Raw genomic sequence first — 23,733 nt, 5'->3', positions numbered from 1 at the left:
CGGCTACAGGTTACAGAACGGCAAGCGGGGTTATTCCCACTCCATCTCCTCATAGACCGTCTGCGCATTGCGCCCGGCCAGGCTGTCGAATTGCTCAAGCCCGGCAAAAGCAGACTGATCAATCCCGGGCGCGTCCATGATGTCGCCGCCCTCTTCGATCAGGGCACCGATCTGGGAGCGCAGGTTCACGAGGTAATCATAGGTATCGGCGCGGGCCTGTTCCAACGTGGTGGCGTGGCCGTGGCCTGGGACCACATGGGTCGGGGCAAGGGCCGCCATGGCCTCAAAGGTCTCGATCCAGCTTTTAGCGTTTGACTGCGGCCCCACGCCAAGGATCCGCTCCACATAGACGATATCGCCGGTGAACATCACGTCCCGATCTTCCAGCCAGACAAAACTGTCGCCGGGCGTATGGGCCTGCCCGTGATGGGTGATCTGGAAAGTCAGACCGCCGACAGTGAGATCATAACCGGCGTCAAAGGTCACATCGGCATAGCGCGGCTCGGTGCCTGCCAGTTCATCCCCCAAAAGCTGCGAGAGCATCGTCATCTGCATGGATTGGCGGTCCTTGTGATCCGCCACGGCAGCCTCGGATGCGATCACGGTTGCGCCCTGCGCCTGCCAGTAACCATTGCCCAGCCAGCGGTGATCCTGCCCGCCGGTGTCGATCACATAGGTCACCGGCTGGTCGGTGATCTGTTCGATGGTGGCGTCAATCATCTCGGCGCCTTTCCACGATCCACCGGGATCCATCAGCACCACGCCTTCGGAGGTCACCACCACGCCAAAGGTGGCATTGTTGCCAAGGTTCTCGGGGTTGCGCTGGCTTTTCGGGCCGACCAACGCCCAGACATCATCGGTGACCTTCTGCACCTCCAGCACATCCGCGAAGGCGGCCAGCGGCAAGGCCGTCGTTAGGACAAGGGTCGAGGTAAGTAATTTCATGTGCAGCCCTCCCGGCATCTGCGCGCGTTCCCGAAAGACCCTGCCAGAGCGGGCAGCGGTCAGACAGAGGACCATCCGACGCAGACAGTCCGACGCAGATACCAAGACTGGCCCGGGATATCCGCCCGGGCCAGTGTTTAGTGCCAATTCAGCTCCAGTCTTCAGTCGCCGTCAGACACACCGGCCTGCCGCAGCCGCGCGCGGCGCGCGCGAAAGCTGGGCAACAGCACCAAAAGCCCCGCCAGCACCAGCAGCGCCAGCGTCATCGGCCGGTCCAGCAGGAACCCCATTCCATCATAGAGCTGCATCGCGCGGGCAAAGTTGTCTTCCAGCATCGAGCCAAGGATGAAGCCGATCAGCAACGGCGCCAGCGGATAGTCGGCGAACCTCAGCACAGTGGCACAGATGCCAAGCCCGACAAGGATCAGCAATTCGGTCGCATTGTTCTGCCCGATGTAGGCCCCCATCAGGGTGAAGAACAGGATGAAGGGGATCAGATAGTTGCGCGGCACTGCCAGAACCTTGGCGATGTAAGGGATCAGCGGCAGGTTCAGCACCAGCAGCACCAGATTGCCCACATACATAGAGATGATCACCGCCCAGAAGATCTGCGGCTCGTCGATCATCAGCCGCGGCCCCGGAGAGACGTTAAGGGCAATCAGCGCGCCCAAGAGGATCGCCGTAGTGCCCGATCCGGGAATGCCCAGCGTCAGCAGCGGCACGAAGGATCCGGTGCAGGCCGCGTTATTGGCGCTTTCCGGCGCGGCCAGCCCTTTGACCGAGCCTTTGCCGAATTGCTCCTGCTCCTCCTTGGGCGCAATGTTGCGCTCCACCGCATAGCCCAGGAAGGACGCAATCGTGGCCCCAGCCCCAGGCAATACCCCGATCAAAAACCCTTGGATCGATTGGCGACCGATCACCGGGGCAATCGCGCGCGCCTCGTCCCGCGTGATGCGCAGCTCCTTGATCTCGCTGCTGCCGCCCTCCGTCTTGGACCGGCTGGGATCCAGCACCAGATACAGCGCCTCCGGCAGGGCGAACATCGCCATGGCAAGCGTGATAAAGCCAAAGCCGGACTGCAGATCCATGATCCCCATGGTGAAACGCGGCATGTTGAACAACGCGCCCTCGCCCACGGTGGCCATGATCAGCCCCAACAACGTCATCAGCAGCGCCTTCACCACCTGCCCGGTTCCGGCAAAGGCCGCGATGGCCGACAGCCCCACCACCATCAGCGCAAAATACTCTGCGGAATGGAACAGCAGCGCCACGGTTGCCAGCGCGGGCGCAAAGATCATCAACAGCACCGCGCCGATGCTGCCCCCGCAGAAGGACGAGATCGCCGCCACCGTCAGCGCCTTGCCGGCCTTGCCCTGCCGCGCCAACGGATAGCCGTCAAACGAAGTCGCCACGGTCGAAGCAACCCCCGGCGCATTGATCAGGATCGACGAGGTCGAGCCGCCAAAGATCGCGCCATAATAGACCCCGGCCAGAAGGATCAGCGCCGCAGAAGGGTCGCCGATGGTGATCGCCACCGGGATCATGATCGAGATGATGCTCATGGGACCAAGCCCCGGCAGCATGCCGATGAATGTGCCGATCAGACAGCCGCCGATCACCATCATCAGGTTCGTCAGGGAAAAGGCGCTGGAAAGGCCAATCATGATACCTTCGAACATATCAGCCTCCCACGCCAAAGAAGATCGGCCAGGGGCTGAGGAAGATCCCCAGAACCTCTTGCACCAGATACCAGACGCCGCCCGCCGCAAGCGCCGCGATGGGCAGCAGGACGTGCAGCTTGCGCTCACCCAGGATCACCGCGCCAAGGGTCAGGAAGCCCACCGTGGAGATCAGGAACCCGGCGGGCCGCAGCAAGAGCGCATAGGCCACCATCAGAGCCAGAAGCGCCAGCGCCTGCCCCAGTTTATAATCGCCAAGCCGTCGGTGATCGATGTCGCCAACCTTGGGGCCGCTGTCGCCCTTTTGCGGGCTCAACACAATGATCAGGGCGCAGATGGCCGCCAGCACCGACAGGACCTTGGGAAAGGTGCTGGGCCAGATGGCATTGAATTTCATGAAGGGGGGAAGGCCTGCGTCCATGGTGAAATAGGCCGCATAGCCATAGGTGAGGCTGATCAGCAGGATGACCAGCGCGATCCATCGGTCAAGCGCCATGCTCTTCTCCGGGGAAATCTTGGATAAAGGAAGGCGTCACCTCCCGGGCAGATCTTTCGATGCCCCGGAGGCGACGCCGGTTGGGCGACACGGGATCAGAGGAACCCGAGTTCCTGCATCAGCGATTTGATGACCTCTTCCTGACCTTCGAGGAACTTTTCAAAGTCTTCGCCGCTGTTGTGGATGTTGACCCAGCCATTGCGAGCCCGCACCTCTTCCCATTCGGGCGTGTCGTACATCTTCGCGATGGCTGCTTGATAGGCTGCTTTGCGCTCTTCCGGCAGGCCGGGGGCGCCGAAGAAACCGCGCCAGTTGACAAAGCTCGCGTCGATGCCCTGCTCCTTCATGGTCATGGCATCGACATAGGCCGGTACGCGGTCATCTGCGGTAACACCGATGATCTTCACCTCGCCCGCGTTGGCCAGATCGATGGCCTCGGAGAACCCGGTGGAAAGCGCCTTGATCTCGCCCGACAGCAGCGCCGCCATGGCCATACCGCCCGCGTCATAGGGGATGTATTTGACCTCAGTCGGGTTCTCGCCCGCTGCCTTCATCACCATGGCCGCGACCAGATGATCCATTCCGCCCGGAACCGAGCCGCCGCCGATGGCAGTGCCGCGCGGGTCTGCCTTGTAGGCGGCGATCAGGTCGGCCATGGAATTGATCGGGCTGTCCTTGCCCACCACGATGGCTGCGTAGTCGCCGATGGTGCCTGCAACCATGGTCAAGTCGCGGAAGTTATGCGGGAAGACCCCGGTCAGCGAACGGATCACGATGGGGGTAGAGTTCACCATCAAGGTGCCGTGGTTGCTGTCGGCGTTCTCGATCAGATAGCCGATGGCCTTGCCGCCGCCACCACCCGACATGTTCTCGAACGATGCCGTGCCCACAAGACCTGCCTTGGTCAGCGCCTCGCCGGTGCCGCGCGCGGTGCCGTCCCAGCCACCGCCGGCGCCGCCGGGAATCAGGAAATGGATGCTGTCGACGGCCATGTCTTCGGCCATCGCGGGTGCGCCAAGGGCAAGGGTCGCGGTCGCCGCAGCCATCAGGGCCCGTCGGGTCAGGGTAAATGTCATGTGTTGTCCTCCCATTTGACAAGTGGCGGCCAAGCCGCTCATGACTGAATGAAGAACACGCAAAGCTGACACCGACCTGTCACGCGCGCCCCAAGGAAGACGACCCGATGCGATTTCTGCTGGTTGAGGACAACATGAGCCTGGCCACCGCCGTCTGCGACCGGCTGCGGATGGATGGTCACGTGGTTGATCACGCCCCCGGCACCCAGGACGCCGAGGCATTTTCCGCGACTACGGATTACGATCTGATTTTATTGGACATTACCCTGCCCGACGGAGATGGGCGGGATTTCCTGACCGCCCATCGCGCGCGCGAGGGAACCACCCCCGTGATCGTGCTGACCGCGCGATCAGAGGTCTCGGACCGGGTCGGCGTTCTGGACCTTGGCGCCGATGACTACATCACCAAACCCTTCGACTTTTCCGAGCTGGAAGCCCGCTGCCGCGCGGTTCTGCGCCGTCAGGGCGGCAACAGTTCCAACCAGAAACGATTCGCGAATCTGGTTTTTGATCCGCTTGCAGGCACGCTTGTGGTGGCCGGAGCCCCCGTACCACTGCGCAACAAGGAACTGCGGCTGCTTGAGATCTTTCTGAGCGCCCCGGACCGGATCCACTCCAAGGCAAAACTGGTGGACCGGCTGTTTTCCTATGACGAGGATGTCTCGGAGAATGCCATCGAGGTCTATGTCGCCCGGCTGCGCAAGCGCCTTACCGGATCCGGCGCCGCCATCGTGACCGTCCGTGGGCTGGGTTACCGGATGTCGCTGGCATGACCCTGCAGCCGCCCCCCGCACCTGTTCGCACCAGCGGTTCTTTGCGCCGCCGCTTGATCCTGCAGGTGGTGATGAGCGCGGCCTTTCTGGCTGCAATCCTGTTCTTCACTGTGCTGATCTTCACCCGCGACGTCTCCCAGCGCACCCATGACAGTATCCTGCTCGCCTCGGCCACCTCGATCATGGATTCGGTGCGGGTACAGTCCGACGCGGTCACCCTCGACATTCCCTATGCAGCGCTGTCGATGCTGGGCAATGTCAGCGACGACAGGGTGTTTTACAGCGTACGTCAGGATGGCCAGCTGCTGACCGGATACGAAGACCTGCCGCAGACCGCCCAGCGCCCTGCCCCGGGAGATCCCGCCTTTGATACCGAAAGCTACCGCGGCAGCAGCCTGCGCATGGTGGCGCTGGTCCGGCGCCTGTCCCTGAACAACGGACCGGTCGATGTGGTCATCACCGTAGCTCAGACCCGCGAAGGACAGGCGGCCGAGCTGGGGCGGCTGACCCGCTGGGCCATGTTGATGGGCGGCGGTTTTTTCCTGATTTCCGCCCTGCTTGGTGTCTGGGCCGCACAATCCAGCATCCAGCCGCTGCACGCGCTCAGTGCCGTTGTCTCGCGCCGCGGCCCAAAGGATCTGCGCCCGGTCCGCCATGCGGTGCCCAGCGAAATGTTGCCACTGGTGCAATCACTGAACCGGTTCATTGAACGCCTGAGGGTCTCCCTCGCGCGATCCGAAGACTTCATCGCCGAGGCCGCACACCGGGTCCGCACGCCGCTGGCCACGGTCCGGGCACAGGCCGAAATCACCCTGCGCCGAGTGGACAAGGCAGAAAACCGGGCCTCCTTGCGTGAGATGATCCGCGCCATCGACGAAAGCTCCCGCGCGGCGGGGCAGCTTTTGGATCATGCCATGGTGACCTTCCGCACCGACAGTCTGGAACGCAAGGAGGTGGCCCTTGATACGCTGACCCATGACCTGGTCGATCGGCTGCGGCCCGTGGCGGATCTGAAGGATATCGACCTGCAGTTTGCCTGCGACGGGGTTGCGCCGCTCCGGGGCGATGCCATTCTGATCCAGAACGCCGTGCGCAATATTCTGGATAACGCCATCAAATACGCCCCTTCGGAAACCAATGTTGAGGTCACGGTGCGGCAGGGACCGCTGGACGCCATCGTCTCGGTCCAAGATCAGGCAGGTGGATTTCCCGAAGACACAGACACAGCCGCCCTGACCGAACGGTTTGTGCGCGGCAGCAATGCCGCTGGGACAATCGGCTCCGGCCTCGGGCTGACCATTGCCCGCGAAGTTGCCGAAGCCCATGGTGGTAAGCTGATCATCGCCCCTTCAGATACAGGAGCCGGAGCATGCGTTTCCTTGTCTTTTCCCTTGCGCTGATGGTGTCGGCCCTGGGGCTGGCCTTGCCCGCATCCAGTTTTGAAGTAGAGGAATTCCGCCGTTTTGGCCCCGAGGACGCCCCGGCGCTGCGGGTATTGTCCACCACGGACATGGATGTTCTGGCGCCGCTGGTCGAGAGTTTTCTTGCGGACAGGCCGGGCACCGCCATCGAATACACCACCGTCAGCAGCGCTGTTTTGATGGAGGTGGTGACCACGGGTTCGGGCCCGCAGGCGCGGTTTGATATCGCCGTCTCTTCTGCCATGGACCTGCAGACCAAACTGGCCAACGATGGCTACACCCGGCACCACAGGTCTGCCGCGACCGACGTCATGCCGGACTGGGCGAACTGGCGTGATCATGTCTTTGCCTTTTCGCAGGAGCCTGCGTCCCTGCTGTTGTCGCGCGCCGCCTTTAACGGGCTGGAGCTGCCCCGGACCCGACAGGATCTGATCCGCCTTCTTCGACAGAACCCCGATCGCTTCCGGGGCCGTCTCGGCACCTATGACATCGCCACCAGCGGCCTTGGTTATCTGTTTGCCACCCAGGATGCGCGGACCTCGGATTCTTACTGGCGCCTGATGGAGATCTTTGGCGGGCTAGAGGTGCGGCTTTACTGCTGTTCGGGGCAGATGATCCGCGATGTCGCGCGCGGAGATCTCGCCATCGCCTATAATGTGCTGGGCAGCTACGCGCTGGCGCGCACGGACCTGACAGACAGTATCGTGATCATCGATCCGCAGGATTACACCAACATGATGCTGCGCACCGCCGTGATCCTGGAAAATGCCCAGCAGCCGGATCTGGCCGGAGCCTTTGTCGATCATTTGTTGCAGGCAGCCTGGGGTTCTGATCCCGATCCCGGCTACCCGTTTCACCGCTACCCGGTCGAAGCCAGCGATCACAGCGCTCCCCTTCGGCCGATCCAGCTGGGGCCGGGGCTGCTGGTGTTCCTGGATCGACTGAAGCGGGCGCGGTTCCTGAACGAATGGCACAGCGCCGTCAGTCAGAAATAGCCTGCGCGCGCCGCGTCACATCCAGCGCGGATCATCCACCTCTAGCGGGAAATGCCGCGGCAGCAACCCGGCCTGGAACCAGTTGATGAAACTGTAAATGGAATAAACCGGTACCCCGGTGACCTTGCGCAGGTCCCGCGCATAGGGAACCATATTGGTGCATTCCAGCACGATGGCGCCAACGTCCGGATAGCTTTGCATCATGCCAAGACCCGCATCGATCATGTCGAGACGACAGGCCGCGAAGTCGATTGTCGGCTTGTCCCCCAGAAAATCGCGGGTCATGCAGCGCCCGCCATCGGTTCCCACCACCGGCGTGTCCGGCGGCGCCCCCGCAGCGGCCAGATGTTCCGGGCCCAGTGCCTCTTCGGAGATCGTCAGAACGCCACAGCGTTTCCCGGCGGGCAGCAGGCTTTGCACCATCGGCACCTGCATCAATGAGGATGTAGCCACCGGCACGCCAAGCGCCGATTTCACCTCCTCCTGTATCAGCGACAGGAAACCGCAAGTGGTGGTAATACCATCGCAGCCCGAGCGGATTAGGTCATGCCCCGCCTCGATAAAGCGCTCGGCCAGGTCAGATGGGTCATTGCGCACCACCCGGTCGGGACTGGCGCCTTCGACAACACGATACTGCACCGGAAAATCCCAGGTCAGCGCATTTCCCACATCGCCATGCACCCGGGGAAACTGCGTTTCCAGCATCAGGATCCCAACAGTCGCTCCGTAAACCGTCTTGCCACCGCGCTCCATATCCGTGCCCTCCCGCTTTGCGTTCTCAAACAGCCATAAATCGTAAAATTATCATAAATTCACGCGATAGCAGGCCCTCAAGTCAATAGATAAGCGTCGTTGAAATGCCCCCTTGTGGCCTCTTCGATGCAGGTATGACCGCGCGGGGTCAATCTGACACGGCCCGGGTATAGGGCACCAGGGCGGTTTTCAGCCGGTCCAGAAATTCCTGACCGATCGCGGAAAGCGGTCGTGCGCTTGAGGTGATGACGGCCATTTCCATCAGGATTGCGGGCTTAAACTGGCGCGAGACAAAGCCGCCGTCCCGGTCGAAATCCAGCACAAAGGGATCAATGATGGCAACGCCCATGCCTTCTTTGACGAAACTCAGCAGGTTCTTGAACAGATGCGCATGGACCCGCGCCCGCAGCGGCACCCCCGCCTGCAGAAACGCTTCACGTGTGCGGCGGTGGGTCATGTGATCCGGCCCCATCACGATAAACGGTTCGCCCTCCAGCAATTCGGGCGTGATTACCTCGTGCCGGGCCAGCGGGCTGGCCTCCGGCATGGCGATGCGACATTCCACGGTGACCGGATGCACATCCAGCGCATCATACAGAAGCGGCATTTCGCAGATGCCGATCTCGAACAGGCCCGACAGCACCCATTCCTGTATCTTGGACGAATATTGCGACTGGAAGGAAATCGACAGATCCGGCCGGTCACGGGCAAATTCGGCGATCAGCCGCGGCATGAAACCAAAGGACATCGAATGCTGCGAGGCGACCTGCAGTTGTCCGACCTGCTTGTTCTGCAAATCGATCACCGCCTGCGTCACATGGTCGAAACCCCGCACCACGGTGTCGATTTCCCGGAACAGCAATGTTGCCTCGGGTGTGGCCGTCAGCCGTCCCTTGACCCGTTCGAACAGCTTGATCCCGGTTTGTCGCTCCAGCTGGCTCAAAAGATTGGAAATGCCCGGCTGCGAAATCCCAAGGGTCGCCGCCGCCCCGGTGACCGTCCCGGTTTCCATGACGGCATGAAAAGCCTGCATCTGACGAAATCTGAGGTTCATATCACAGGCATATCATTTTTCCTGATACCCCTGCCAGATAATAGTATTTGAAATGATACAATTCCCTATGCATGGTTGGCCAAAACCAGCAGAGACGATGACAGAAATCATGACCACCTACAGTTTCGCAGAACGGTCCCCCGCATGAGCGCGCCGCAGACCATCGTGATCGGCGCGGGCATTGTCGGCGCCGCCACCGCCATCTGGCTGCGCCGCGCGGGCCATGAGGTAACGCTCATCGACAAGGGAGAACCCGGCATGGGCGCGTCCTATGGCAACGGCTGCATTCTGGCCAGCTGCGCCATCGTTCCAGTCACCACGCCCGGGCTGCTGCCTAAGGGGCCGAAATACCTGATGGACCCCAATTTCCCGCTGTTCATGCGCTGGTCCTACGCACCGAAACTGGTGCCCTGGCTGGTGAAATACCTGTCGCATGCCAACGATGGCGACACCCGCCGCATCGCCAAGGGGCTGACCCATGTCATCGGCGACAGCGTCGAACAGCATCAGGCCCTGACCCGTGGCACCCCCGCGGCCAAATGGGTGCAGGAAAGCGACTATTGCTTTGCCTATGAAAACCGCGCGGCCTTTGACGCGGATAAATACGTCTGGGATCTGCGCCGTGAGGCCGGGTTCGTGCCCGAGTTGATCGAAGGCGCCGAAGTACAGGAACGGGAACCGATCCTTGCGCCCGAGATGAAGTTGCTCGCGGTGATGAAAAATCACGGCTTTATCCTCAACCCCGGCAAATATGTTCAGGATCTGGTGAAGTTGCTGCAAGAGATGGGCGGACGCTTCGTACAGGCCGAGGTTAAGGATTTTGACCTGTCCGGTGGGCGCATCAGCGCCGTGGACACCGACAAGGGTCGCTTTGAATGCCGCGAGGCGGTGCTGGCCACCGGCGTCTGGTCCAAGCCACTGATGCAGAAACTGGGACTCAACGTGCCGCTGGAGGCGGAGCGCGGCTATCACATCGTCTTCAAGGGGCCCAGCCAGACCCCCAACAATCCGATGATGCTGGCCTCGGGGAAATTCGTTGCGACCGCGATGGATCAGGGGCTACGCTGCGCGGGTGTGGTGGAGTTCGGCGGCCTCAGCGAAGAAAAATCCAAGGCACCGCTGGCGCTCCTACGCCGCAAGGTCAAGCAGTGCTTTCCGCAGATGGTCGCGGAGAGCGAGGAAGAATGGCTAGGCTATCGCCCCGCGCCCCCGGACAGCCTGCCGCTGATCGGCGAGGTCGGCAGCACCGGCGTCTATGCCGCCTTTGGCCATCACCACGTGGGTCTAACCGGCGGCGCCAAGACCGGCCGCATGGTCGCCGATATGATCGCAGGCCAGCCCAGCAATATCGACCTGCGCCCCTATGAACCGGACCGGTTCGCCTGAGGCGCCAAAATCATAAGAACCATAAAAAAGACCAACCAAAACAGGGAGATCACAATGATCGCTAATTTCACAAAGACCGTTGCATATTCCGTCTCTGCCCTGGCCCTGTCGGCTGCGGCAGCCACGGCGGAAAAATGGGACATGCCCATGGCCTATGCCGCCACCAACTTCCATTCGGAAATGGGCGTCGTATTTGCCGACAAGGTCCGCGACTATACCGGCGGTGAGATCGACATCACCGTGCATCCGGGCGGCTCGCTGTTCAAAGGCGGCGAGATCAAGCGCGCCGTGCAGACCGGGCAGGCCCCCATCGGCGAACGCTTCATGTCTGCCCACGCCAACGAGGCACCGCTTCTGGGCTGGGACAACCTGCCCTTTGTCGCCACCACATACGCGGACAACGAAAAGCTGTGGGCCGCCGCCAAGGACAAGGTGAACGCCCAGCTGTCCGATCTCAACCTCGTGGCGCTTTACACCTGCCCCTGGCCCGGTCAGGGCTTCTACTTTAACAAGGAAGTCGGCTCTTCGGCCGATACTCAGGGCGTGAAGTTCCGTTCCTATAACACCGCCACCGCCACCTTTGCCGAGGAGCTGGGCATGATCCCGGTGCAGATCGAAGCGGCAGAACTGTCGCAGGCGCTGGCCACCGGCGTTGCCGAGGCCTTCATCTCCTCCGGCTCCACCGGCTATGACCGCAAGGTCTGGGAGCATCTGAGCCATTACTACAAGGTCAACGCCTGGCTGCCGCGCAACTATGTCATCGTCAACAAGCAAGCCTGGGAAGGCCTTAGCGATGATATGCAAGCCGCCGTTCAGAAGGCCGCCGATGAGACCGGTGCCGCCTGCGCCGCCAAGTCCGAGGAACTGGCCAACTGGTATTTCGACCAGCTGAGCGAAAATGGCATGACCGTCACCGACGCCAGCCCCGAGTTCCTGGGCGAGCTAAAGGCAATCGGCGCCAAGATGACCGAAGAATGGCTGGCCTCGGTCGGCGATGACGGCAAGGCCATTCTCGACGCCTATAACGGCAACTGATCCGCCCACCCGGGCGCAACGGCTCCGCCCTGCCTGGTGCGGGCGGAGCCTAATCTTTTCTGACTTTCTGGGGGTGTCGACTTGCGCGACTGGCAACCGTTTCTGGGCCTGCCGCTGTGGCTGTGGCTGTTTGTAATTCCAACCCTTGTGGCGCTGGCCTGCCTGCTGGCCCCCGGCCCCACCGGGCGCATCTTGCGTCCCGTGCAACGCGTGACAGATAAGCTGTATCTCGGCTCCGGCGTTCTGGCGGCGGGGTTCATGCTGCTGATCCTGCTGCTGATCGTGGCGCAGATGGTCGCCCGTTGGAGCAACCTGACCTTTCCCGGCTCCACCGAATACGCCGGCTATGCCATGGCCGCGACCTCTTTTTTGGCGCTGGCCCACGCATTGACGCGCGGCGCCCATATCCGGGTGTCGATCTTCCTCAATATCAGCCCCCGGATCGGTCTGGTTCTCGATGCGGTGGCGATGTGGATCGCCGCCATCACCGCGACATACTTCGCCCGCTACGCGATCAAGACCAACATCTTTTCCAAGATGCTGAATGACCGCACGCAAGGGCAGGATTTCGTGCCGGAATGGCTCTTGTCCTTTTTCGCCATGTTCGCGACCGCCCCCAGCAAATGGGGGGAGCTTTGGGCCAAGACCGGGTCCGAATGGGTTTATACCCCGGTGTGGCTGCCGCAGTTGCCCATGTCCATCGGCACCGTCCTGCTGGCGCTCGCCTTGTGGGACTACCTGTGTCGCCTGCTGATCACCCGCCGGTCCAGCATCACCTCGGAGGCCGTGGAATGAGCGAGATCTACACCACAATCATCTTTCTCTTTGTGCTGTTTGCCCTGCTTGGCAGCTCGGTCTGGATCGGCCTTGCGCTGATGGGCGTCGCCTGGGTGGGAATGGAGTTGTTCACCACCCGCCCCGCAGGCGACGCGATGATCACCACGATCTGGACCGGCGCCTCCAGCTGGACGCTGACGGCGCTGCCGCTGTTCATCTGGATGGGCGAGATCCTTTATCGCACCCGCCTGTCCGAGGATATGTTCCGCGGCCTGGCGCCCTGGATGCGCTGGCTGCCGGGTGGCTTGCTGCACACCAATATCGCCGGCTGCACCATCTTTGCGGCTGTCTCGGGCTCCTCCGCCGCGACGCTGACCACCGTTGGCAAGATGTCGATCCCCGAGCTGCGCAAGCGAGGGTACCCTGAGTTCATGATCATCGGCACGCTGGCGGGCGCGGCAACGCTGGGCCTGATGATCCCGCCTTCGCTGACGCTGATCGTCTATGGCGTGTCGATCAATGAATCGATCACCAAGCTGTTCATGGCAGGGATCTTTCCGGGGCTGGTGCTGGCCGGTTTGTTCATGGCCTATATCGTCGGTTGGCATTTTTTCTACAAAGGCGAACGCCCACAGGAAGAGCCGAAAATGACTCTTGGGCAGATGCTAGCCGAAAGCCGGTTCCTGATCCCGGTGCTGCTGCTGGTCGCCGTTGTCATCGGCTCGATGTACCTGGGCTATGCCACCGCGACCGAAGCCGCCGCAGTCGGTGTCCTTGGTTCGATGACGCTGGCATTGGCGCAGGGCTCGCTGACCTGGAACACCTTCTCGGCCTCGCTGATGGGCGCGACACGCACCTCGGCAATGATCGCACTGATCCTGATGGGCGCCTCCTTCCTGTCGCTGGCCATGGGGTTCACCGGACTGCCGCGGGCACTGGCTGGCTGGATCGACCAGATGAACCTGTCGCCCCTGGTGCTGATCATTGCATTGACACTGTTCTACGTGGTGCTGGGGATGTTCCTTGATGGTATTTCCTCAGTCGTGCTGACCATGGCCATTGTCGAGCCGATGATCCGTCAGGCCGGGATCGACGTGATCTGGTTCGGCATCTTCATCGTCGTAGTGGTGGAAATGGCGCAGGTGACACCGCCCATCGGCTTCAACCTTTTCGTGTTGCAAGGCATGACCCGGCACGAGATCTCCTACATCTCGAAGACTGCCATTCCCATGGTCGGCCTGATGCTGGTGATGGTGGTGATCCTTGTCGCCTGGCCCGAGCTGGCCACCTGGCTGCCGGAAAACATCCGCAGCACGCCGTCCGGCTAAGGGGCGGGCTGAGGGCATGCTGAATGCGCTTGCCTTTGTGGCCCGGCACGGCCGGGCCGCTTTGGTTCTGGGCCTTGTGGCAGGGCTTTTCCTGCCGGATCTGGCTCGGCTCCTGCGCCCTTGGCTGCCGCAGATGGTGGCGGGACTGTTGTTCCTGACCGCATTCCGCATCGGTGCCCGCGCCGCCCTTGGCGGACTTTCCGAAGGGCTGTCCTCGCTGCGGGCGGTTCTGGTTCTGCAACTGATGCTACCTCTGGCGGCGCTGCTGCTCCTATGGCTCGCCGGTCTCGCCGGAACGCCCGCGGCAATTGCGCTGGTTCTGATGCTGAGCGCCCCGTCAGTCACCGGCGCCCCCAATATCACCCTTCTGCTGGGGCACGCGCCAGAGCCTGCCTTTCGCGTTCTGGTGCTGGGCACGGCGCTGATGCCGCTGACGGTGATCCCGGTCTTTCTGCTGGTGCCCGATCTTGGCGGGCTGGAAGCTGTCCTCTGGGCCACACTGCGGCTCATCGGCACTATCGCTCTCACGGTCATTACCGCTTTTGCCCTGCGCCACCTCGTCCGCCCCGATCTGCGTCAGGAGCAGGTGCAGGCGCTGGACGGGATGACGACCCTGGCGCTTGCGGTGATCGTGGTCGGATTGATGGCGGCGCTGGGGCCTGCGCTGCGACAGGATCCCCTCTTGGTCGCCAAATGGATGGCCTTCGCTCTGACTGCCAATTTCGGCATGCAGCTGCTGACCTATGCCGTGCTGCGCCGCCGGGGCCACGAAGCGGTTGCCGCACCCTATGCCGTGGTCGCGGGCAACCGCAATTTTGCACTGTTTCTGATCGCTCTACCCGCAAGCACCACCGATCCGCTGCTGATCTTTCTCGGCTGTTATCAGGTGCCGATGTATCTGACTGCTGTCGTGATGCACCGCGTCTATGCGCGCTCTCGACCCTGAAAAAAGGCCGGGTAACACATGGCCCGCTGTCAGCCCGGGAATAGCTGCGCCATTTCCTTGTCGAACTTGGCCCAGCTCAGCACTGCCTTATTGCCCGCCAGACCGTGATAGTAGGACTTCCCGCTGGAGGTCGGCAGTCCGGCCCAGATCTTGGCCAGATTGTTCATAAAGTCATGGCGGCTCATATCCCCTGCGACGGTCGCGCTGAAGCCGGCCTCTTCGAGAAGCTGTTGCGCCAGCCGGTCTTGAAGCTGTGGAGAGAACCGGTCAGAGCGGTTGGCCCCCACATGTTTCACCAGCCGTTTCAGGGTGGCCGGAATGAACTGATAGCGGCCGATGGCATGCTGCTGACCAGGGGTGTCGTCGATCCATTTGTAAATTTCGCCGATGGTCATATGCGTCGGCAGTTTCGAAGGACGGATCGTTGCCGCGTATTGCACCGCATCATATTGCGCCTTGCCTGCCTCGGCGCTGGCAATCAATTGCATCAGCCTGCGCGCCGCATCGCCACCGACAATGCTGCGGCGCGTTACATCCCGGAACATGCTGGTGCCGCTGCGGCCCCGGAAAAGGCTGGCCAGATTGGCCTGCACCGCCTCCATCTCAGCCTCCAGATCGGGCTGTGCCCGTGCCTCTGTGGTCGTGCGCGGAATGATCTCTGCCTTGGCAGGGATGGCCAGAACCGGGCGCCTGTCTCCCCCGCCCTTCTGAAAGAACTGTTCACTGACGATTGAGAACTGTTCGCTCGCCCCCAAACCGGTGGCCAGGAAAGAGAACGACAGGGCTGTAAACGCCAGGGCAGAGTTGCGATGGGCCATGGAAACCTTCTGTTTCGAGCGACAAGCAGCCCTCATCCTGACCGGACAGAATTGATATTTCCTTTAATTGCATTCGAGAAAATACGCGAACCGCCCCTAAAACGGACGTGCAAAGGCCACCGCCCCGGGTTAGTCCGCCTCTGACAGGACCTTCTGCATCAGCACCAGATCCAGCCATTGCCCCCATTTGCGCCCGACCTGCGGCATGCGGCCGACCTCGGCAAAGCCAAGCGAAGCATGAAAAGCGATGCCGCCGGGATTGGCGCCACTGACACCGGCCACCAGCACATGGATGCCGTCGGCGCGGGCGACATCCTCAAGCCGCGCCATCAGCCGCCGCCCCAGCCCACGCCCCTGCGCAGCCGGAGCGAGCTGTATCGAATGTTCCGCCGTGTGCCGATAGCCCGGCCCGCCGCGAAACGCGCCATAGGTCGCAAATCCAACCACCTGCCCGTCGATTTCGGCCACCAGATAACGCAGACCGCGTTCCCCGATGACGTCCCGCAGGGCAGCTGGGGTCTTTTCGTCGTTGGTAAAGGTGATCAGCGTATCCCGGATCATGTCATTGGCGATCCTTGCAATCGCCTCGGCATCCTCAAGGTCGGCCTGACGGATAAGCTCGGCCATCTTGTCTCCTCTGAGCTGTTCCAACCTGTTGTCGCCGCAGACCCTGCGCCCGCAGCATCGCATCCTTGGAGCAGCCATAGCAACGGACAAGATCAGCGCATATTGCGAAGGAAGAACCGGAGGTGATCGCAACATGCGATCGGTGGCGGGGAGACAGGGATTCGAACCCTGGGAACGCTCTCACGTTCAACGGTTTTCAAGACCGCCGCATTCGACCACTCTGCCACCTCCCCGGTCAGCTGGCGGTTTAGGCCGCGCCAGCACATCGTGCAAGGGAAAATCGTGCCATCTTTTTCGAACAAGGAGCTGCGCCCGATGTAAACGCACGCGAAATAATGCCAATTGCCATGCTTTTGTGCCGCCCGCTTGGGGACAGGGTTTTCATGCAAGAAGACGCAGGCTATCATTTGCAAAATCAAACGATGACCGGGAACCCGGCAAGCAGCGCATCGCCGCTTTGAGCACAGGCAAGGGAAGAACCATGACACAGGCCAGAACTCGGGCCACGCCAATCGGAAAAACCGGCGCGCGGATCTGCGCGTCTGCTTTATGTCTGCTGATGCTGACCGCCTGTGAAGACGGCGCCGGGCTGCCGTTCCTGCAGCCCAAAGCCTCTGCGACCGACACAGCGCCGACATCCGCCAGCAGCACCAAACTGGTGGAGCGCGACGTGGAATCGCCGGATGTGTTTCAGGTGACCGAGGCCGGGCTTTGGGACGGGCGTCCCTCCCTTGGTGGTGTCTGGGTGGCCCACCCCGATGCGCAGGATCCGGAACGGGTCATCATCCGCAACAGCGCCAATGGAAAATTCGTAATCGGCGCCCTGTTCCGCCGCGAGCGTGAAATTCCCGGACCGCGCATTCAGGCCTCCTCGGATGCGGCAGCGGCTCTGGGCATGCTGGCAGGCGCGCCGGTCGAACTGAACGTCACCGCCCTGCGCCGCGAGACAGCACCGGAAGAGGTCGCTGCAGAACCGGCGGAGGATGCCGCAGATACCACGGCACAGAGCGAGGCACTGACGCCCGATGCGGTAGCAGAGGCACCGCTGGACCCGATCGCCGGGGCTGCTGCTGCCATTGATGCGTCGGCTCCAGACGCGAGCACGGCGGCTGCACCTGCAAAACCACAGCCCACGCCCGCGACGCCAAAAACACGCGTTTCGCCGCTTGAAAAACCTTACATCCAGATCGGCATTTTCAGCGTCGAGGCAAACGCCAATCGCACCGCAGGTCAGATGCGCAATGCAGGCATGATCCCGATCGTTTATGAGCAATCTTCCAACGGCAAACCCTTCTGGCGCGTTGTCGTCGGACCGGCACAGACCAAGAGCGAGCGCAGCCAGCTGCTGAAAAGCGTCAAACAGGCTGGCTTCTCGGATGCCTACGCGGTGACCAATTGACCTGCATGACGCTCCCAGCCCCGCGTCGCCTGCACACAGACCAACAAGGATGACACACCGGTGATCGATCTTGTCAAATCCGCACTGAAACTGACCGCCTGCGCCGGGTTTATGCTGAGCATTGCCTCTGTTCCGGCCTCGGCCTTTGATACAAAGGCCCGCGCCGCCTTCGTGCTAGATCAAAGCACCGATACGGTTCTGCTTTCGAAGAATGCCGAGGTGCCTTTGCCCCCGGCCTCCATGTCCAAGCTGATGACGCTTTATGTGGCCTTTGAAGCCCTGCGTGATGGGCGGCTGACGCTGGATGAACAGCTGCCGGTCAGCGAACACGCGATGAGCTATGGCGGCTCCACCATGTTCCTGGACACAACCGACCGTGTCCGGGTCGAGGATCTTCTGCGCGGCATCATCGTGCTGTCGGGCAACGACGCCTGCGCAGTGATCGCCGAGGCACTGAGCCCGGACGGAACCGAGGCCGGTTTCGCCCGTTACATGACCAAGCGCGCGCGCGAACTGGGCATGGCCAATGCCACCTTTGCCAATTCCAACGGTTGGCCCGCCGCCGGGCATCGCATGTCGATGCAGGATCTGGGTATTCTCGCTCAGCATCTGATCGAAGATTTCCCGCAGTATTACCCGCTGTTTTCGGAAAAGACCTTTGAATTTGATGGACGCGCGCCGTCGAACACTCGCAACCGCAATCCGCTGCTGACGTTGGGCATTGGCGCCGACGGTCTGAAAACCGGCCACACGAGTGAGGCGGGCTATGGCCTTGTTGGATCGGCCAAACAGGGCGACCGGCGGGTGATCTTCGTGATCACGGGGCTGGCCAGCACCAAGGCGCGTGCAGAGGAGGCAGAGGCCCTCGTTAACTGGTCGTTTCGCCAATTTACCAAGAAAACCATCGCCAAAGCTGACACCCCTGTCGCCGAAGCCGAAGTATGGCGCGGCGCTGCACGATCGGTAGGCCTGGTGCCAGCCGAAGATCTGGAAATCCTGGTACCCGCCCTGACCGGCAGTGAGATCAACGCCGAGGTGGTCTACACCGGCCCCATCGACGCGCCGGTCCGCAAGGGCGACAAACTGGCCGAGCTGGTCTTCCAACCCGATGAGTTGCCCGAGGTGCGCTTGCCGCTGGTGGCGGCGAATGACGTGCCCGCAGGTGGCTTTCCGGTGCGGGTCAAGACCGCCGCGCAGGTTCTGATCAAACGCTTTCTGAACGGCCCCGAGGACGCGCTGTGACACCCGGTCCCGAACGCGGATTGTTCATCACCTTCGAAGGCATCGACGGTTCCGGCAAATCCACCCAGTGTCGACTGCTGGCCGAGACGCTTCAGGCGGCAGGGCGCGAGGTGGTGCTAACTCGCGAGCCCGGCGGCTCCCCCGGGGCCGAAGAGATCCGGCGGCTTGTGCTGGAGGGCGATCCCGACAAATGGTCGGCGGAGACCGAAATCCTGTTATTCACAGCCGCGCGCCGGGATCATCTGGAGCGCACCATCGAACCGGCGCTTGCCGCTGGCAAGGTGGTGATCTGCGATCGGTTTGCCGACAGCACCCGCATGTATCAGGGCCTGTCGCGCGGCGATCTGCGCGCCACGGTGGACCAGCTGCATGACCTGATGATCGGCCGTGAACCGGATCTGACCATCCTGATTGACATGGACCCGGCCACCGGCCTTTCGCGCGCCAAGGGGCGTCAGGGCACTGAAGAACGGTTCGAGGATTTCGGCCTGTCCTTGCAGGAAAAGATGCGCGCCGGGTTTCTGGCACTGGCGCAGGAATTCCCCGACCGGTTCCGCGTTCTGGACGGCGACCGTGCTCTCGATACGGTCGCGCAGGACGTTCTGTCGCAGGCGCTGGCGGCCCTGTCCCCCGAAGGACACCCGGTATGAGCGCGCAGGACGAGCTGCCGCGGGCAGATCAGGCCGCAGGCGCGCCACACCCGCGGGAAACCCCGCAGATATTCGGCCAGAACAAGGCAGAGCAGGATTTTCTTACCGCCTTCAACTCGGACCGGTTGCATCACGGCTGGCTGTTGACCGGGCCGCAGGGCATTGGCAAGGCGACGTTGGCCTGGCGCATCGCGCGCTTTCTTCTCGCAACACCCCCTGCTGAGGATGGGCTGTTCGGCGCGCCGCCGCCAGCGACCACGCTCGACATCGCCCCGGATCACCCGGTATCGCACCGGATCCACGCCCTGGCCGAACCGGGGTTGGCCGCGATCACCCGCAGCTATAACGACAAGGGCAAGCTGCGCGATCAGATCGTTGTAGATGATATCCGTGCACTGAACCGGTTTTTCGGCCTGTCTGCCACTGATGGCGGGCGCCGGGTGGTGATCGTGGATGCCGCCGACGACATGAACCCCAGCGCCGCCAACGCCCTCTTGAAAATGCTGGAAGAGCCGCCCGCGCGGACCACCATGTTCCTCATTTCGCATCAGCCCTCGCGCCTGTTGCCGACGATCCGCTCGCGCTGCCGCACGCTGCGCCTTGGCCCCCTGTCGGCAGAAGATATGCAGGCCGCCCTCAGTCAATCCGGGGCCGAACTGCCAGAGAACGCCGATCATCTTGCGGCGCTGGCGGCCGGATCGGTCGGCGCGGCGCTGCGTCTTCTGAACCTTGGTGGGCTGAAGACATACGCCGAACTTGTACAGATCCTCGATTCTCTGCCCCGTCTGGACCGTCAGCGCGCCATGGCGCTGGCCGAAACCGCGGCCCAGCGTGGCGGCGCGGAAAAATTTGAGCTACTGCTGACCCTGACCGAGGTCGCCATGGCCCGGCTGGCCCGTACCGGCGCCACCGGACAGCCGCCCCAGCCAGAGGCCGCACCCGGTGAAACCGCCATGTTGCAGCGCCTCGCCCCTGATCCGCACAAAGGCCGGGCATGGGCCGACCTTTCTGCCGAAGCAACGGCACGCGCCCGCCACGGTCAGGCCGTGAACCTTGACCCCGCCGCGCTAGTCCTAGATACGGTTTTCAAGATGCAGGAAACCGCGTCGCGCTGATCCCGACTCGTCCGGGCTGGTCTGGGCAGGTCCGGGGCTGCGGCGCACAAGACGACGAAAGACAGGCATGAGCAGCACACCCCTTCCCCAGATCACCGACAGCCACTGCCATCTGGATTTTCCGGATTTCGCTGGCGAGCTGGATCAGGTGATCGCCCGTGCCACCGAAGCCGGGGTCACCCGGATGGTCACCATCTGCACCAAGATGAAGAATGAACCCTCGGTGCGCGCCATCGCCGAAACCCACGCGCCGGTGTTTTACGCCGCAGGCACCCACCCGATGAGCGCGGCTGATGAGCCGCTGGTCAGCGTGGATGAACTGGTGGCGCTGGCCAAACACCCCAAATTCGTCGGCATTGGCGAAACCGGGCTGGACTATCACTACACCGCGGACAGCGCCGAGATTCAGCAGGTCTCGCTGCGCAATCACATTGCCGCCGCCCGTGAAACCGGCCTGCCGCTGATCATCCACGCCCGCGCCGCGGATGACGACATGGCCCGCATCCTGTCCGAAGAAATGAAAAACGGCAGCTATTCCTGCGTGATGCATTGTTTCTCCTCCTCGGCGGAACTTGGCCGGGCGGCGCTGGATCTCGGGTTTTACCTGTCAATGTCCGGGATTGCCGCCTTCCCCAAAAGCCAGGAGCTGCGCGACATCTTTGCCGCCGCGCCCATCGACCGCATTCTGGTGGAAACCGACGCACCCTATCTGGCACCGCCGCCGCACCGGGGCAAACGCAATGAACCGGCCTATTCTGCCCTGACCGCCAAAGTCGGCGCCGAGGCCTTTGGCATGGACTACGCTGACTTCGCGGCCCAGACGCAGGAGAATTTCGACCGGCTGTTCTGGAAAGCAGCGCAATATCAGGCGGCCGCCTGATGGCTGAACTGCGCTTTACCATCCTCGGCAGCGGCTCGTCGGGCGGGGTGCCGCGCCTTGGCGGCCACTGGGGTGATTGCGACCCTGAGAACCCACGCAACAGACGGCGGCGCTGCTCCATGCTGGTTGAGCGCGACGGCCCGGATGGCACCACCACGGTGCTGATCGATACTTCGCCGGATATGCGCAGTCAGCTGCTGGATGCAGAGGTCGGACGGCTGGACGCGGTGGTCTATACTCATTCCCATGCGGACCACGTGCATGGTATCGACGATCTGCGCATGATCGTCTTCAACATGCGCAAGCGGATCCCGGTCTACGCCGATGGCGATACCCAAAATGCCCTGCTGTCGCGCTTTGGCTATGCCTTTGTGCAACCCGAAGGATCGCCCTATCCGCCGATCCTGGATCTGCAAAGCATCAATGGCCCCTTTGTTATCGATGGCCCTGGCGGAGAAATCCCCTTCCGCCCCTTCGAGGTCGGGCATGGGTCGATCGACGCGCTGGGGTTCCGGATGGGCGGGCTGGTCTATCTTCCCGACGTGGTCGACATCCCCGACAGTGCCCTGCCCGAGCTGCAGGATATGGATTGCTGGGTTCTGGACGCCCTGCGCCGCACCCCACATCCCACGCATTTCAACATGACGCAGGCGCTGGAGTGGATCGAGCGGATGCAGCCCCGGCGCGCGGTGCTGACCAACATGCATATCGATATGGATTATGCCACGGTCGAGGCAGAAACCCCCGATCATATCTCTGCCGCCTATGATGGCATGGTGATCCGCAGTCCGATCTAGGGCCGCCCAACCGGGCGAGCGCCCATTAGGACTACGACTATATGCTGCAAAGCCTGATCGACGTCATTCTGCCCGTTTTCCTGGTGGTCGCTGCGGGCTATGCCGCAACGATGAAGGGGTATTTCACGCACAGCCATATCGAAGGGCTGATGAAATTCACCCAGAGCTTTGCCATCCCCTGCTTGTTGTTCCGGGCGATTGCCAATCTGGATCTCTCCAGCAGTTTTGACCCGACATTGCTCGTCAGCTTTTACACCGGGGCGGGGATCTGTTTTCTGATCGGCCTCTTCGGTGCGCGGCTGATCTTTAAACGCGACTGGGAAGACTGCGTGGCCATCGGCTTCTGCTGCCTGTTCTCCAATTCGGTCTTGCTGGGCCTGCCGATCACCGAACGCGCCTTTGGCCCCGACAATCTGACCGGCAACTATGCGATCATCGCGTTCCATTCGCCCTTTTGCTATGGCATCGGCATCACCGTGATGGAGATCGTCAAGAACCGCGGCAGCGGCAGCATGAAGATGGCACGCTCGGTGCTGACTGCGATGTTCCGCAACGTGCTGATCCTCGGGATTGCACTGGGATTTGCCGCCAACCTGATCGGCCTCACCATCCCCGGTGCAATTGACGATGCCCTGCAGCTTCTGATCCGCGCCGCGCTCCCGGCGGCGCTGTTCGCCCTTGGCGGCGTACTGGTGCAATACCGCCCCGAGGGCGATCTGCGCACTATCGCATTTGTCTGCGTGACCGCCCTGATGGTGCACCCGGCCATCGTCTGGTCCCTTGGCAGCACTCTTGGCCTGAAACAGGATCTGTTCCGCTCCGGTGTTCTCAATGCTGCGATGGCGCCGGGCTTTAACGCCTATATCTTTGCCAATATGTATGGCCGCGCCCGGCGCGTCGCCGCTTCCTCGGTATTGATTGCAACCGGGGCCTCTGTACTGACGGTGTGGTTCTGGCTCGTGGTCCTCACCTGAGGCACCTCCCCTGCCCGCCTGGGCCTCGCGCAGGTTCAGCCGGGCAGTCGCACCGCCCAGAGCAGCGGCTCATCAAAGTTGTACATGACCAGTTGCCCGTCCTCGGCCAGTTCCATCCGGTTGACCAGACCCAGCTGCTGCAGGAACTCGCGCTCTGCGATCATCGTCTGTTCATCACAGAGCCCGCCGCCAATATCAAACGGCGTGAACATGAGGTTCTGCAGGTCCGGCCCGTAGGTGGTGGTGAAGCTGCGGCAGGGGCTGGAGCCGTAGAGCGTGCCCTCGGCAAAATCGAACCGCATTTCGTCAAAGCCCGCAATATCGATGTCCTTTACCCGCTGCACGATCCAGGCGCCATCGAAACTCTCTGCCGTGGGTGAAACCATGGGGACCCCTCCACTGGGTGCATTGGCGTGCTCCGAGGCATAAGAAAATCCCGCCAAACTCCAACCGCAAACCCCGGCACTGACTGCCAGGATCACGGCCAGAAAGGGACCTGAAATCCTCATGTGGCAGAGCCGGTTATCGGGAAAATCGGCATAATCTCACCTTGGTGCATATGCCCCC

The 23,733-nt window shown here is 62.1% G+C and carries 24 protein-coding genes and 1 tRNA gene; 15 read left to right on the top strand and 10 right to left on the bottom strand.

Annotation, left to right across the window (positions count from 1 at the left end):
* Window positions 1–30: 30 nt before the first annotated feature.
* From AC5SSZ_RS02930 to AC5SSZ_RS02915, 4 genes are all read right to left on the bottom strand, one after another.
* Window positions 31–945, bottom strand: coding sequence for an MBL fold metallo-hydrolase (locus AC5SSZ_RS02930; protein WP_495436820.1), 915 nt, complete (start codon window positions 943–945; stop codon window positions 31–33).
* A gap of 161 nt (window positions 946–1,106) precedes the next feature.
* Window positions 1,107–2,624: a tripartite tricarboxylate transporter permease gene (locus AC5SSZ_RS02925; protein WP_495436818.1), complete on the bottom strand. Its 1,518-nt coding sequence runs from the start codon at window positions 2,622–2,624 to the stop codon at window positions 1,107–1,109.
* Between the two features lies 1 nt (window position 2,625).
* Complete coding sequence (locus AC5SSZ_RS02920; RefSeq protein WP_065270962.1) at window positions 2,626–3,120, bottom strand: tripartite tricarboxylate transporter TctB family protein; 495 nt, start codon at window positions 3,118–3,120, stop codon at window positions 2,626–2,628.
* A gap of 95 nt (window positions 3,121–3,215) precedes the next feature.
* Window positions 3,216–4,196 (bottom strand): Bug family tripartite tricarboxylate transporter substrate binding protein, encoded by a 981-nt coding sequence (locus AC5SSZ_RS02915; RefSeq protein WP_495436816.1) that lies wholly within the window; start codon window positions 4,194–4,196, stop codon window positions 3,216–3,218.
* Between the two features lie 107 nt (window positions 4,197–4,303).
* Here AC5SSZ_RS02915 and AC5SSZ_RS02910 point away from each other — a divergent pair, with 107 nt between their 5' ends.
* Genes AC5SSZ_RS02910 through AC5SSZ_RS02900 form a run of 3 tightly spaced genes read left to right on the top strand, consistent with a single transcriptional unit; the run spans window position 4,304 to window position 7,385 of the window.
* Complete coding sequence (locus AC5SSZ_RS02910) at window positions 4,304–4,969, top strand: response regulator transcription factor (protein WP_495436814.1); 666 nt, start codon at window positions 4,304–4,306, stop codon at window positions 4,967–4,969.
* Window positions 4,966–6,369: a sensor histidine kinase gene (locus AC5SSZ_RS02905; protein ID WP_495436812.1), complete on the top strand. Its 1,404-nt coding sequence runs from the start codon at window positions 4,966–4,968 to the stop codon at window positions 6,367–6,369. The genes AC5SSZ_RS02910 and AC5SSZ_RS02905 overlap by 4 nt, the downstream gene beginning before the upstream one ends.
* The gene (locus AC5SSZ_RS02900; protein WP_495436810.1) at window positions 6,339–7,385 is read left to right on the top strand and encodes an ABC transporter substrate-binding protein; all 1,047 of its coding nucleotides are present in this window, start codon (window positions 6,339–6,341) and stop codon (window positions 7,383–7,385) included. Before AC5SSZ_RS02905 ends, AC5SSZ_RS02900 begins: the two co-directional genes overlap by 31 nt.
* A gap of 15 nt (window positions 7,386–7,400) precedes the next feature.
* On the opposite strand, the gene AC5SSZ_RS02895 is transcribed toward AC5SSZ_RS02900, so the two are convergent.
* The gene (locus tag AC5SSZ_RS02895; protein ID WP_065270966.1) at window positions 7,401–8,138 is read right to left on the bottom strand and encodes an aspartate/glutamate racemase family protein; all 738 of its coding nucleotides are present in this window, start codon (window positions 8,136–8,138) and stop codon (window positions 7,401–7,403) included.
* Between the two features lie 148 nt (window positions 8,139–8,286).
* Complete coding sequence (locus AC5SSZ_RS02890; RefSeq protein WP_495436808.1) at window positions 8,287–9,192, bottom strand: LysR family transcriptional regulator; 906 nt, start codon at window positions 9,190–9,192, stop codon at window positions 8,287–8,289.
* Window positions 9,193–9,336: 144 nt separating this feature from the next.
* Between AC5SSZ_RS02890 and AC5SSZ_RS02885 the strand changes: the two genes are divergently transcribed.
* The 5 genes from AC5SSZ_RS02885 (at window position 9,337) to AC5SSZ_RS02865 (ending at window position 14,664) form a co-directional block, all read left to right on the top strand.
* On the top strand, window positions 9,337–10,578 hold the full coding sequence (locus AC5SSZ_RS02885; protein WP_495436806.1) for an NAD(P)/FAD-dependent oxidoreductase: 1,242 nt from the start codon (window positions 9,337–9,339) through the stop codon (window positions 10,576–10,578).
* 54 nt (window positions 10,579–10,632) lie between these two features.
* A complete protein-coding gene (locus AC5SSZ_RS02880) occupies window positions 10,633–11,613 on the top strand; it encodes a TRAP transporter substrate-binding protein (protein WP_274835835.1) in 981 nt (326 codons plus the stop codon).
* Between the two features lie 81 nt (window positions 11,614–11,694).
* Window positions 11,695–12,408 (top strand): TRAP transporter small permease, encoded by a 714-nt coding sequence (locus tag AC5SSZ_RS02875; protein ID WP_495436804.1) that lies wholly within the window; start codon window positions 11,695–11,697, stop codon window positions 12,406–12,408.
* Complete coding sequence (locus tag AC5SSZ_RS02870; RefSeq protein WP_065270971.1) at window positions 12,405–13,718, top strand: TRAP transporter large permease; 1,314 nt, start codon at window positions 12,405–12,407, stop codon at window positions 13,716–13,718. Before AC5SSZ_RS02875 ends, AC5SSZ_RS02870 begins: the two co-directional genes overlap by 4 nt.
* 16 nt (window positions 13,719–13,734) lie before the next feature.
* Window positions 13,735–14,664 (top strand): hypothetical protein, encoded by a 930-nt coding sequence (locus tag AC5SSZ_RS02865; protein WP_495436802.1) that lies wholly within the window; start codon window positions 13,735–13,737, stop codon window positions 14,662–14,664.
* 29 nt (window positions 14,665–14,693) lie between these two features.
* On the opposite strand, the gene AC5SSZ_RS02860 is transcribed toward AC5SSZ_RS02865, so the two are convergent.
* From AC5SSZ_RS02860 to AC5SSZ_RS02850, 3 genes are all read right to left on the bottom strand, one after another.
* A complete protein-coding gene (locus AC5SSZ_RS02860) occupies window positions 14,694–15,482 on the bottom strand; it encodes a lysozyme family protein (protein ID WP_065270973.1) in 789 nt (262 codons plus the stop codon).
* A gap of 129 nt (window positions 15,483–15,611) precedes the next feature.
* Window positions 15,612–16,109, bottom strand: coding sequence for a GNAT family N-acetyltransferase (locus AC5SSZ_RS02855; protein WP_274835832.1), 498 nt, complete (start codon window positions 16,107–16,109; stop codon window positions 15,612–15,614).
* 143 nt (window positions 16,110–16,252) lie between these two features.
* Window positions 16,253–16,342, bottom strand: a tRNA-Ser gene (locus tag AC5SSZ_RS02850).
* Between the two features lie 248 nt (window positions 16,343–16,590).
* On the opposite strand from AC5SSZ_RS02850, the gene AC5SSZ_RS02845 reads away from it, so the two are divergent.
* From AC5SSZ_RS02845 to AC5SSZ_RS02815, 7 genes are all read left to right on the top strand, one after another.
* On the top strand, window positions 16,591–17,508 hold the full coding sequence (locus tag AC5SSZ_RS02845) for an SPOR domain-containing protein (RefSeq protein ID WP_369001345.1): 918 nt from the start codon (window positions 16,591–16,593) through the stop codon (window positions 17,506–17,508).
* 111 nt (window positions 17,509–17,619) lie between these two features.
* A complete protein-coding gene (locus tag AC5SSZ_RS02840) occupies window positions 17,620–18,750 on the top strand; it encodes a D-alanyl-D-alanine carboxypeptidase family protein (protein WP_065273536.1) in 1,131 nt (376 codons plus the stop codon).
* The gene (gene tmk / locus AC5SSZ_RS02835) at window positions 18,747–19,400 is read left to right on the top strand and encodes a dTMP kinase (protein WP_274828198.1); all 654 of its coding nucleotides are present in this window, start codon (window positions 18,747–18,749) and stop codon (window positions 19,398–19,400) included. Before AC5SSZ_RS02840 ends, tmk begins: the two co-directional genes overlap by 4 nt.
* Window positions 19,397–20,515 (top strand): DNA polymerase III subunit delta', encoded by a 1,119-nt coding sequence (locus AC5SSZ_RS02830; RefSeq protein WP_065271015.1) that lies wholly within the window; start codon window positions 19,397–19,399, stop codon window positions 20,513–20,515. The genes tmk and AC5SSZ_RS02830 overlap by 4 nt, the downstream gene beginning before the upstream one ends.
* A 67-nt stretch (window positions 20,516–20,582) precedes the next feature.
* The gene (locus AC5SSZ_RS02825; protein WP_495436798.1) at window positions 20,583–21,395 is read left to right on the top strand and encodes a TatD family hydrolase; all 813 of its coding nucleotides are present in this window, start codon (window positions 20,583–20,585) and stop codon (window positions 21,393–21,395) included.
* Window positions 21,395–22,192 (top strand): MBL fold metallo-hydrolase, encoded by a 798-nt coding sequence (locus AC5SSZ_RS02820; RefSeq protein WP_065271017.1) that lies wholly within the window; start codon window positions 21,395–21,397, stop codon window positions 22,190–22,192. The genes AC5SSZ_RS02825 and AC5SSZ_RS02820 overlap by 1 nt, the downstream gene beginning before the upstream one ends.
* 41 nt (window positions 22,193–22,233) lie before the next feature.
* A complete protein-coding gene (locus AC5SSZ_RS02815; protein ID WP_274828195.1) occupies window positions 22,234–23,166 on the top strand; it encodes an AEC family transporter in 933 nt (310 codons plus the stop codon).
* A 35-nt stretch (window positions 23,167–23,201) separates the two neighbouring features.
* Here the strand turns inward: AC5SSZ_RS02815 and AC5SSZ_RS02810 are convergent, their stop codons facing one another.
* Complete coding sequence (locus AC5SSZ_RS02810; RefSeq protein WP_274835793.1) at window positions 23,202–23,552, bottom strand: META domain-containing protein; 351 nt, start codon at window positions 23,550–23,552, stop codon at window positions 23,202–23,204.
* Between the last annotated feature and the right edge of the window lie 181 nt (window positions 23,553–23,733).

The sequence above is a fragment of the Phaeobacter sp. CC-HEC084 genome, assembly GCF_059429255.1.
The sequence above is the reverse complement of the archived record's forward strand: the minus strand, read 5'-3'. Positions and strand labels throughout refer to the sequence as shown.

Bases quoted from the DNA above. Each gene is read 5' to 3' on its own strand.
- AC5SSZ_RS02900 (WP_495436810.1), top strand. From the start codon at position 6,339: ATGCGTTTCCTTGTCTTTTCCCTTGCGCTGATGGTGTCGGCCCTGGGG.
- AC5SSZ_RS02840 (WP_065273536.1), top strand. From the start codon at position 17,620: ATGCTGAGCATTGCCTCTGTTCCGGCCTCGGCCTTTGATACAAAGGCC.
- AC5SSZ_RS02860 (WP_065270973.1), bottom strand. From the start codon at position 15,482: ATGGCCCATCGCAACTCTGCCCTGGCGTTTACAGCCCTGTCGTTCTCT.
- AC5SSZ_RS02915 (WP_495436816.1), bottom strand. From the start codon at position 4,196: ATGACATTTACCCTGACCCGACGGGCCCTGATGGCTGCGGCGACCGCG.
- AC5SSZ_RS02905 (WP_495436812.1), top strand. From the start codon at position 4,966: ATGACCCTGCAGCCGCCCCCCGCACCTGTTCGCACCAGCGGTTCTTTG.
- AC5SSZ_RS02890 (WP_495436808.1), bottom strand. From the start codon at position 9,192: ATGAACCTCAGATTTCGTCAGATGCAGGCTTTTCATGCCGTCATGGAA.
- AC5SSZ_RS02910 (WP_495436814.1), top strand. From the start codon at position 4,304: ATGCGATTTCTGCTGGTTGAGGACAACATGAGCCTGGCCACCGCCGTC.
- AC5SSZ_RS02880 (WP_274835835.1), top strand. From the start codon at position 10,633: ATGATCGCTAATTTCACAAAGACCGTTGCATATTCCGTCTCTGCCCTG.
- AC5SSZ_RS02870 (WP_065270971.1), top strand. From the start codon at position 12,405: ATGAGCGAGATCTACACCACAATCATCTTTCTCTTTGTGCTGTTTGCC.
- AC5SSZ_RS02845 (WP_369001345.1), top strand. From the start codon at position 16,591: ATGACACAGGCCAGAACTCGGGCCACGCCAATCGGAAAAACCGGCGCG.
- AC5SSZ_RS02895 (WP_065270966.1), bottom strand. From the start codon at position 8,138: ATGGAGCGCGGTGGCAAGACGGTTTACGGAGCGACTGTTGGGATCCTG.
- AC5SSZ_RS02865 (WP_495436802.1), top strand. From the start codon at position 13,735: ATGCTGAATGCGCTTGCCTTTGTGGCCCGGCACGGCCGGGCCGCTTTG.
- AC5SSZ_RS02830 (WP_065271015.1), top strand. From the start codon at position 19,397: ATGAGCGCGCAGGACGAGCTGCCGCGGGCAGATCAGGCCGCAGGCGCG.
- AC5SSZ_RS02825 (WP_495436798.1), top strand. From the start codon at position 20,583: ATGAGCAGCACACCCCTTCCCCAGATCACCGACAGCCACTGCCATCTG.
- AC5SSZ_RS02815 (WP_274828195.1), top strand. From the start codon at position 22,234: ATGCTGCAAAGCCTGATCGACGTCATTCTGCCCGTTTTCCTGGTGGTC.
- AC5SSZ_RS02810 (WP_274835793.1), bottom strand. From the start codon at position 23,552: ATGGTTTCACCCACGGCAGAGAGTTTCGATGGCGCCTGGATCGTGCAG.
- AC5SSZ_RS02930 (WP_495436820.1), bottom strand. From the start codon at position 945: ATGAAATTACTTACCTCGACCCTTGTCCTAACGACGGCCTTGCCGCTG.
- AC5SSZ_RS02920 (WP_065270962.1), bottom strand. From the start codon at position 3,120: ATGGCGCTTGACCGATGGATCGCGCTGGTCATCCTGCTGATCAGCCTC.
- AC5SSZ_RS02820 (WP_065271017.1), top strand. From the start codon at position 21,395: ATGGCTGAACTGCGCTTTACCATCCTCGGCAGCGGCTCGTCGGGCGGG.
- AC5SSZ_RS02885 (WP_495436806.1), top strand. From the start codon at position 9,337: ATGAGCGCGCCGCAGACCATCGTGATCGGCGCGGGCATTGTCGGCGCC.
- AC5SSZ_RS02925 (WP_495436818.1), bottom strand. From the start codon at position 2,624: ATGTTCGAAGGTATCATGATTGGCCTTTCCAGCGCCTTTTCCCTGACG.
- AC5SSZ_RS02855 (WP_274835832.1), bottom strand. From the start codon at position 16,109: ATGGCCGAGCTTATCCGTCAGGCCGACCTTGAGGATGCCGAGGCGATT.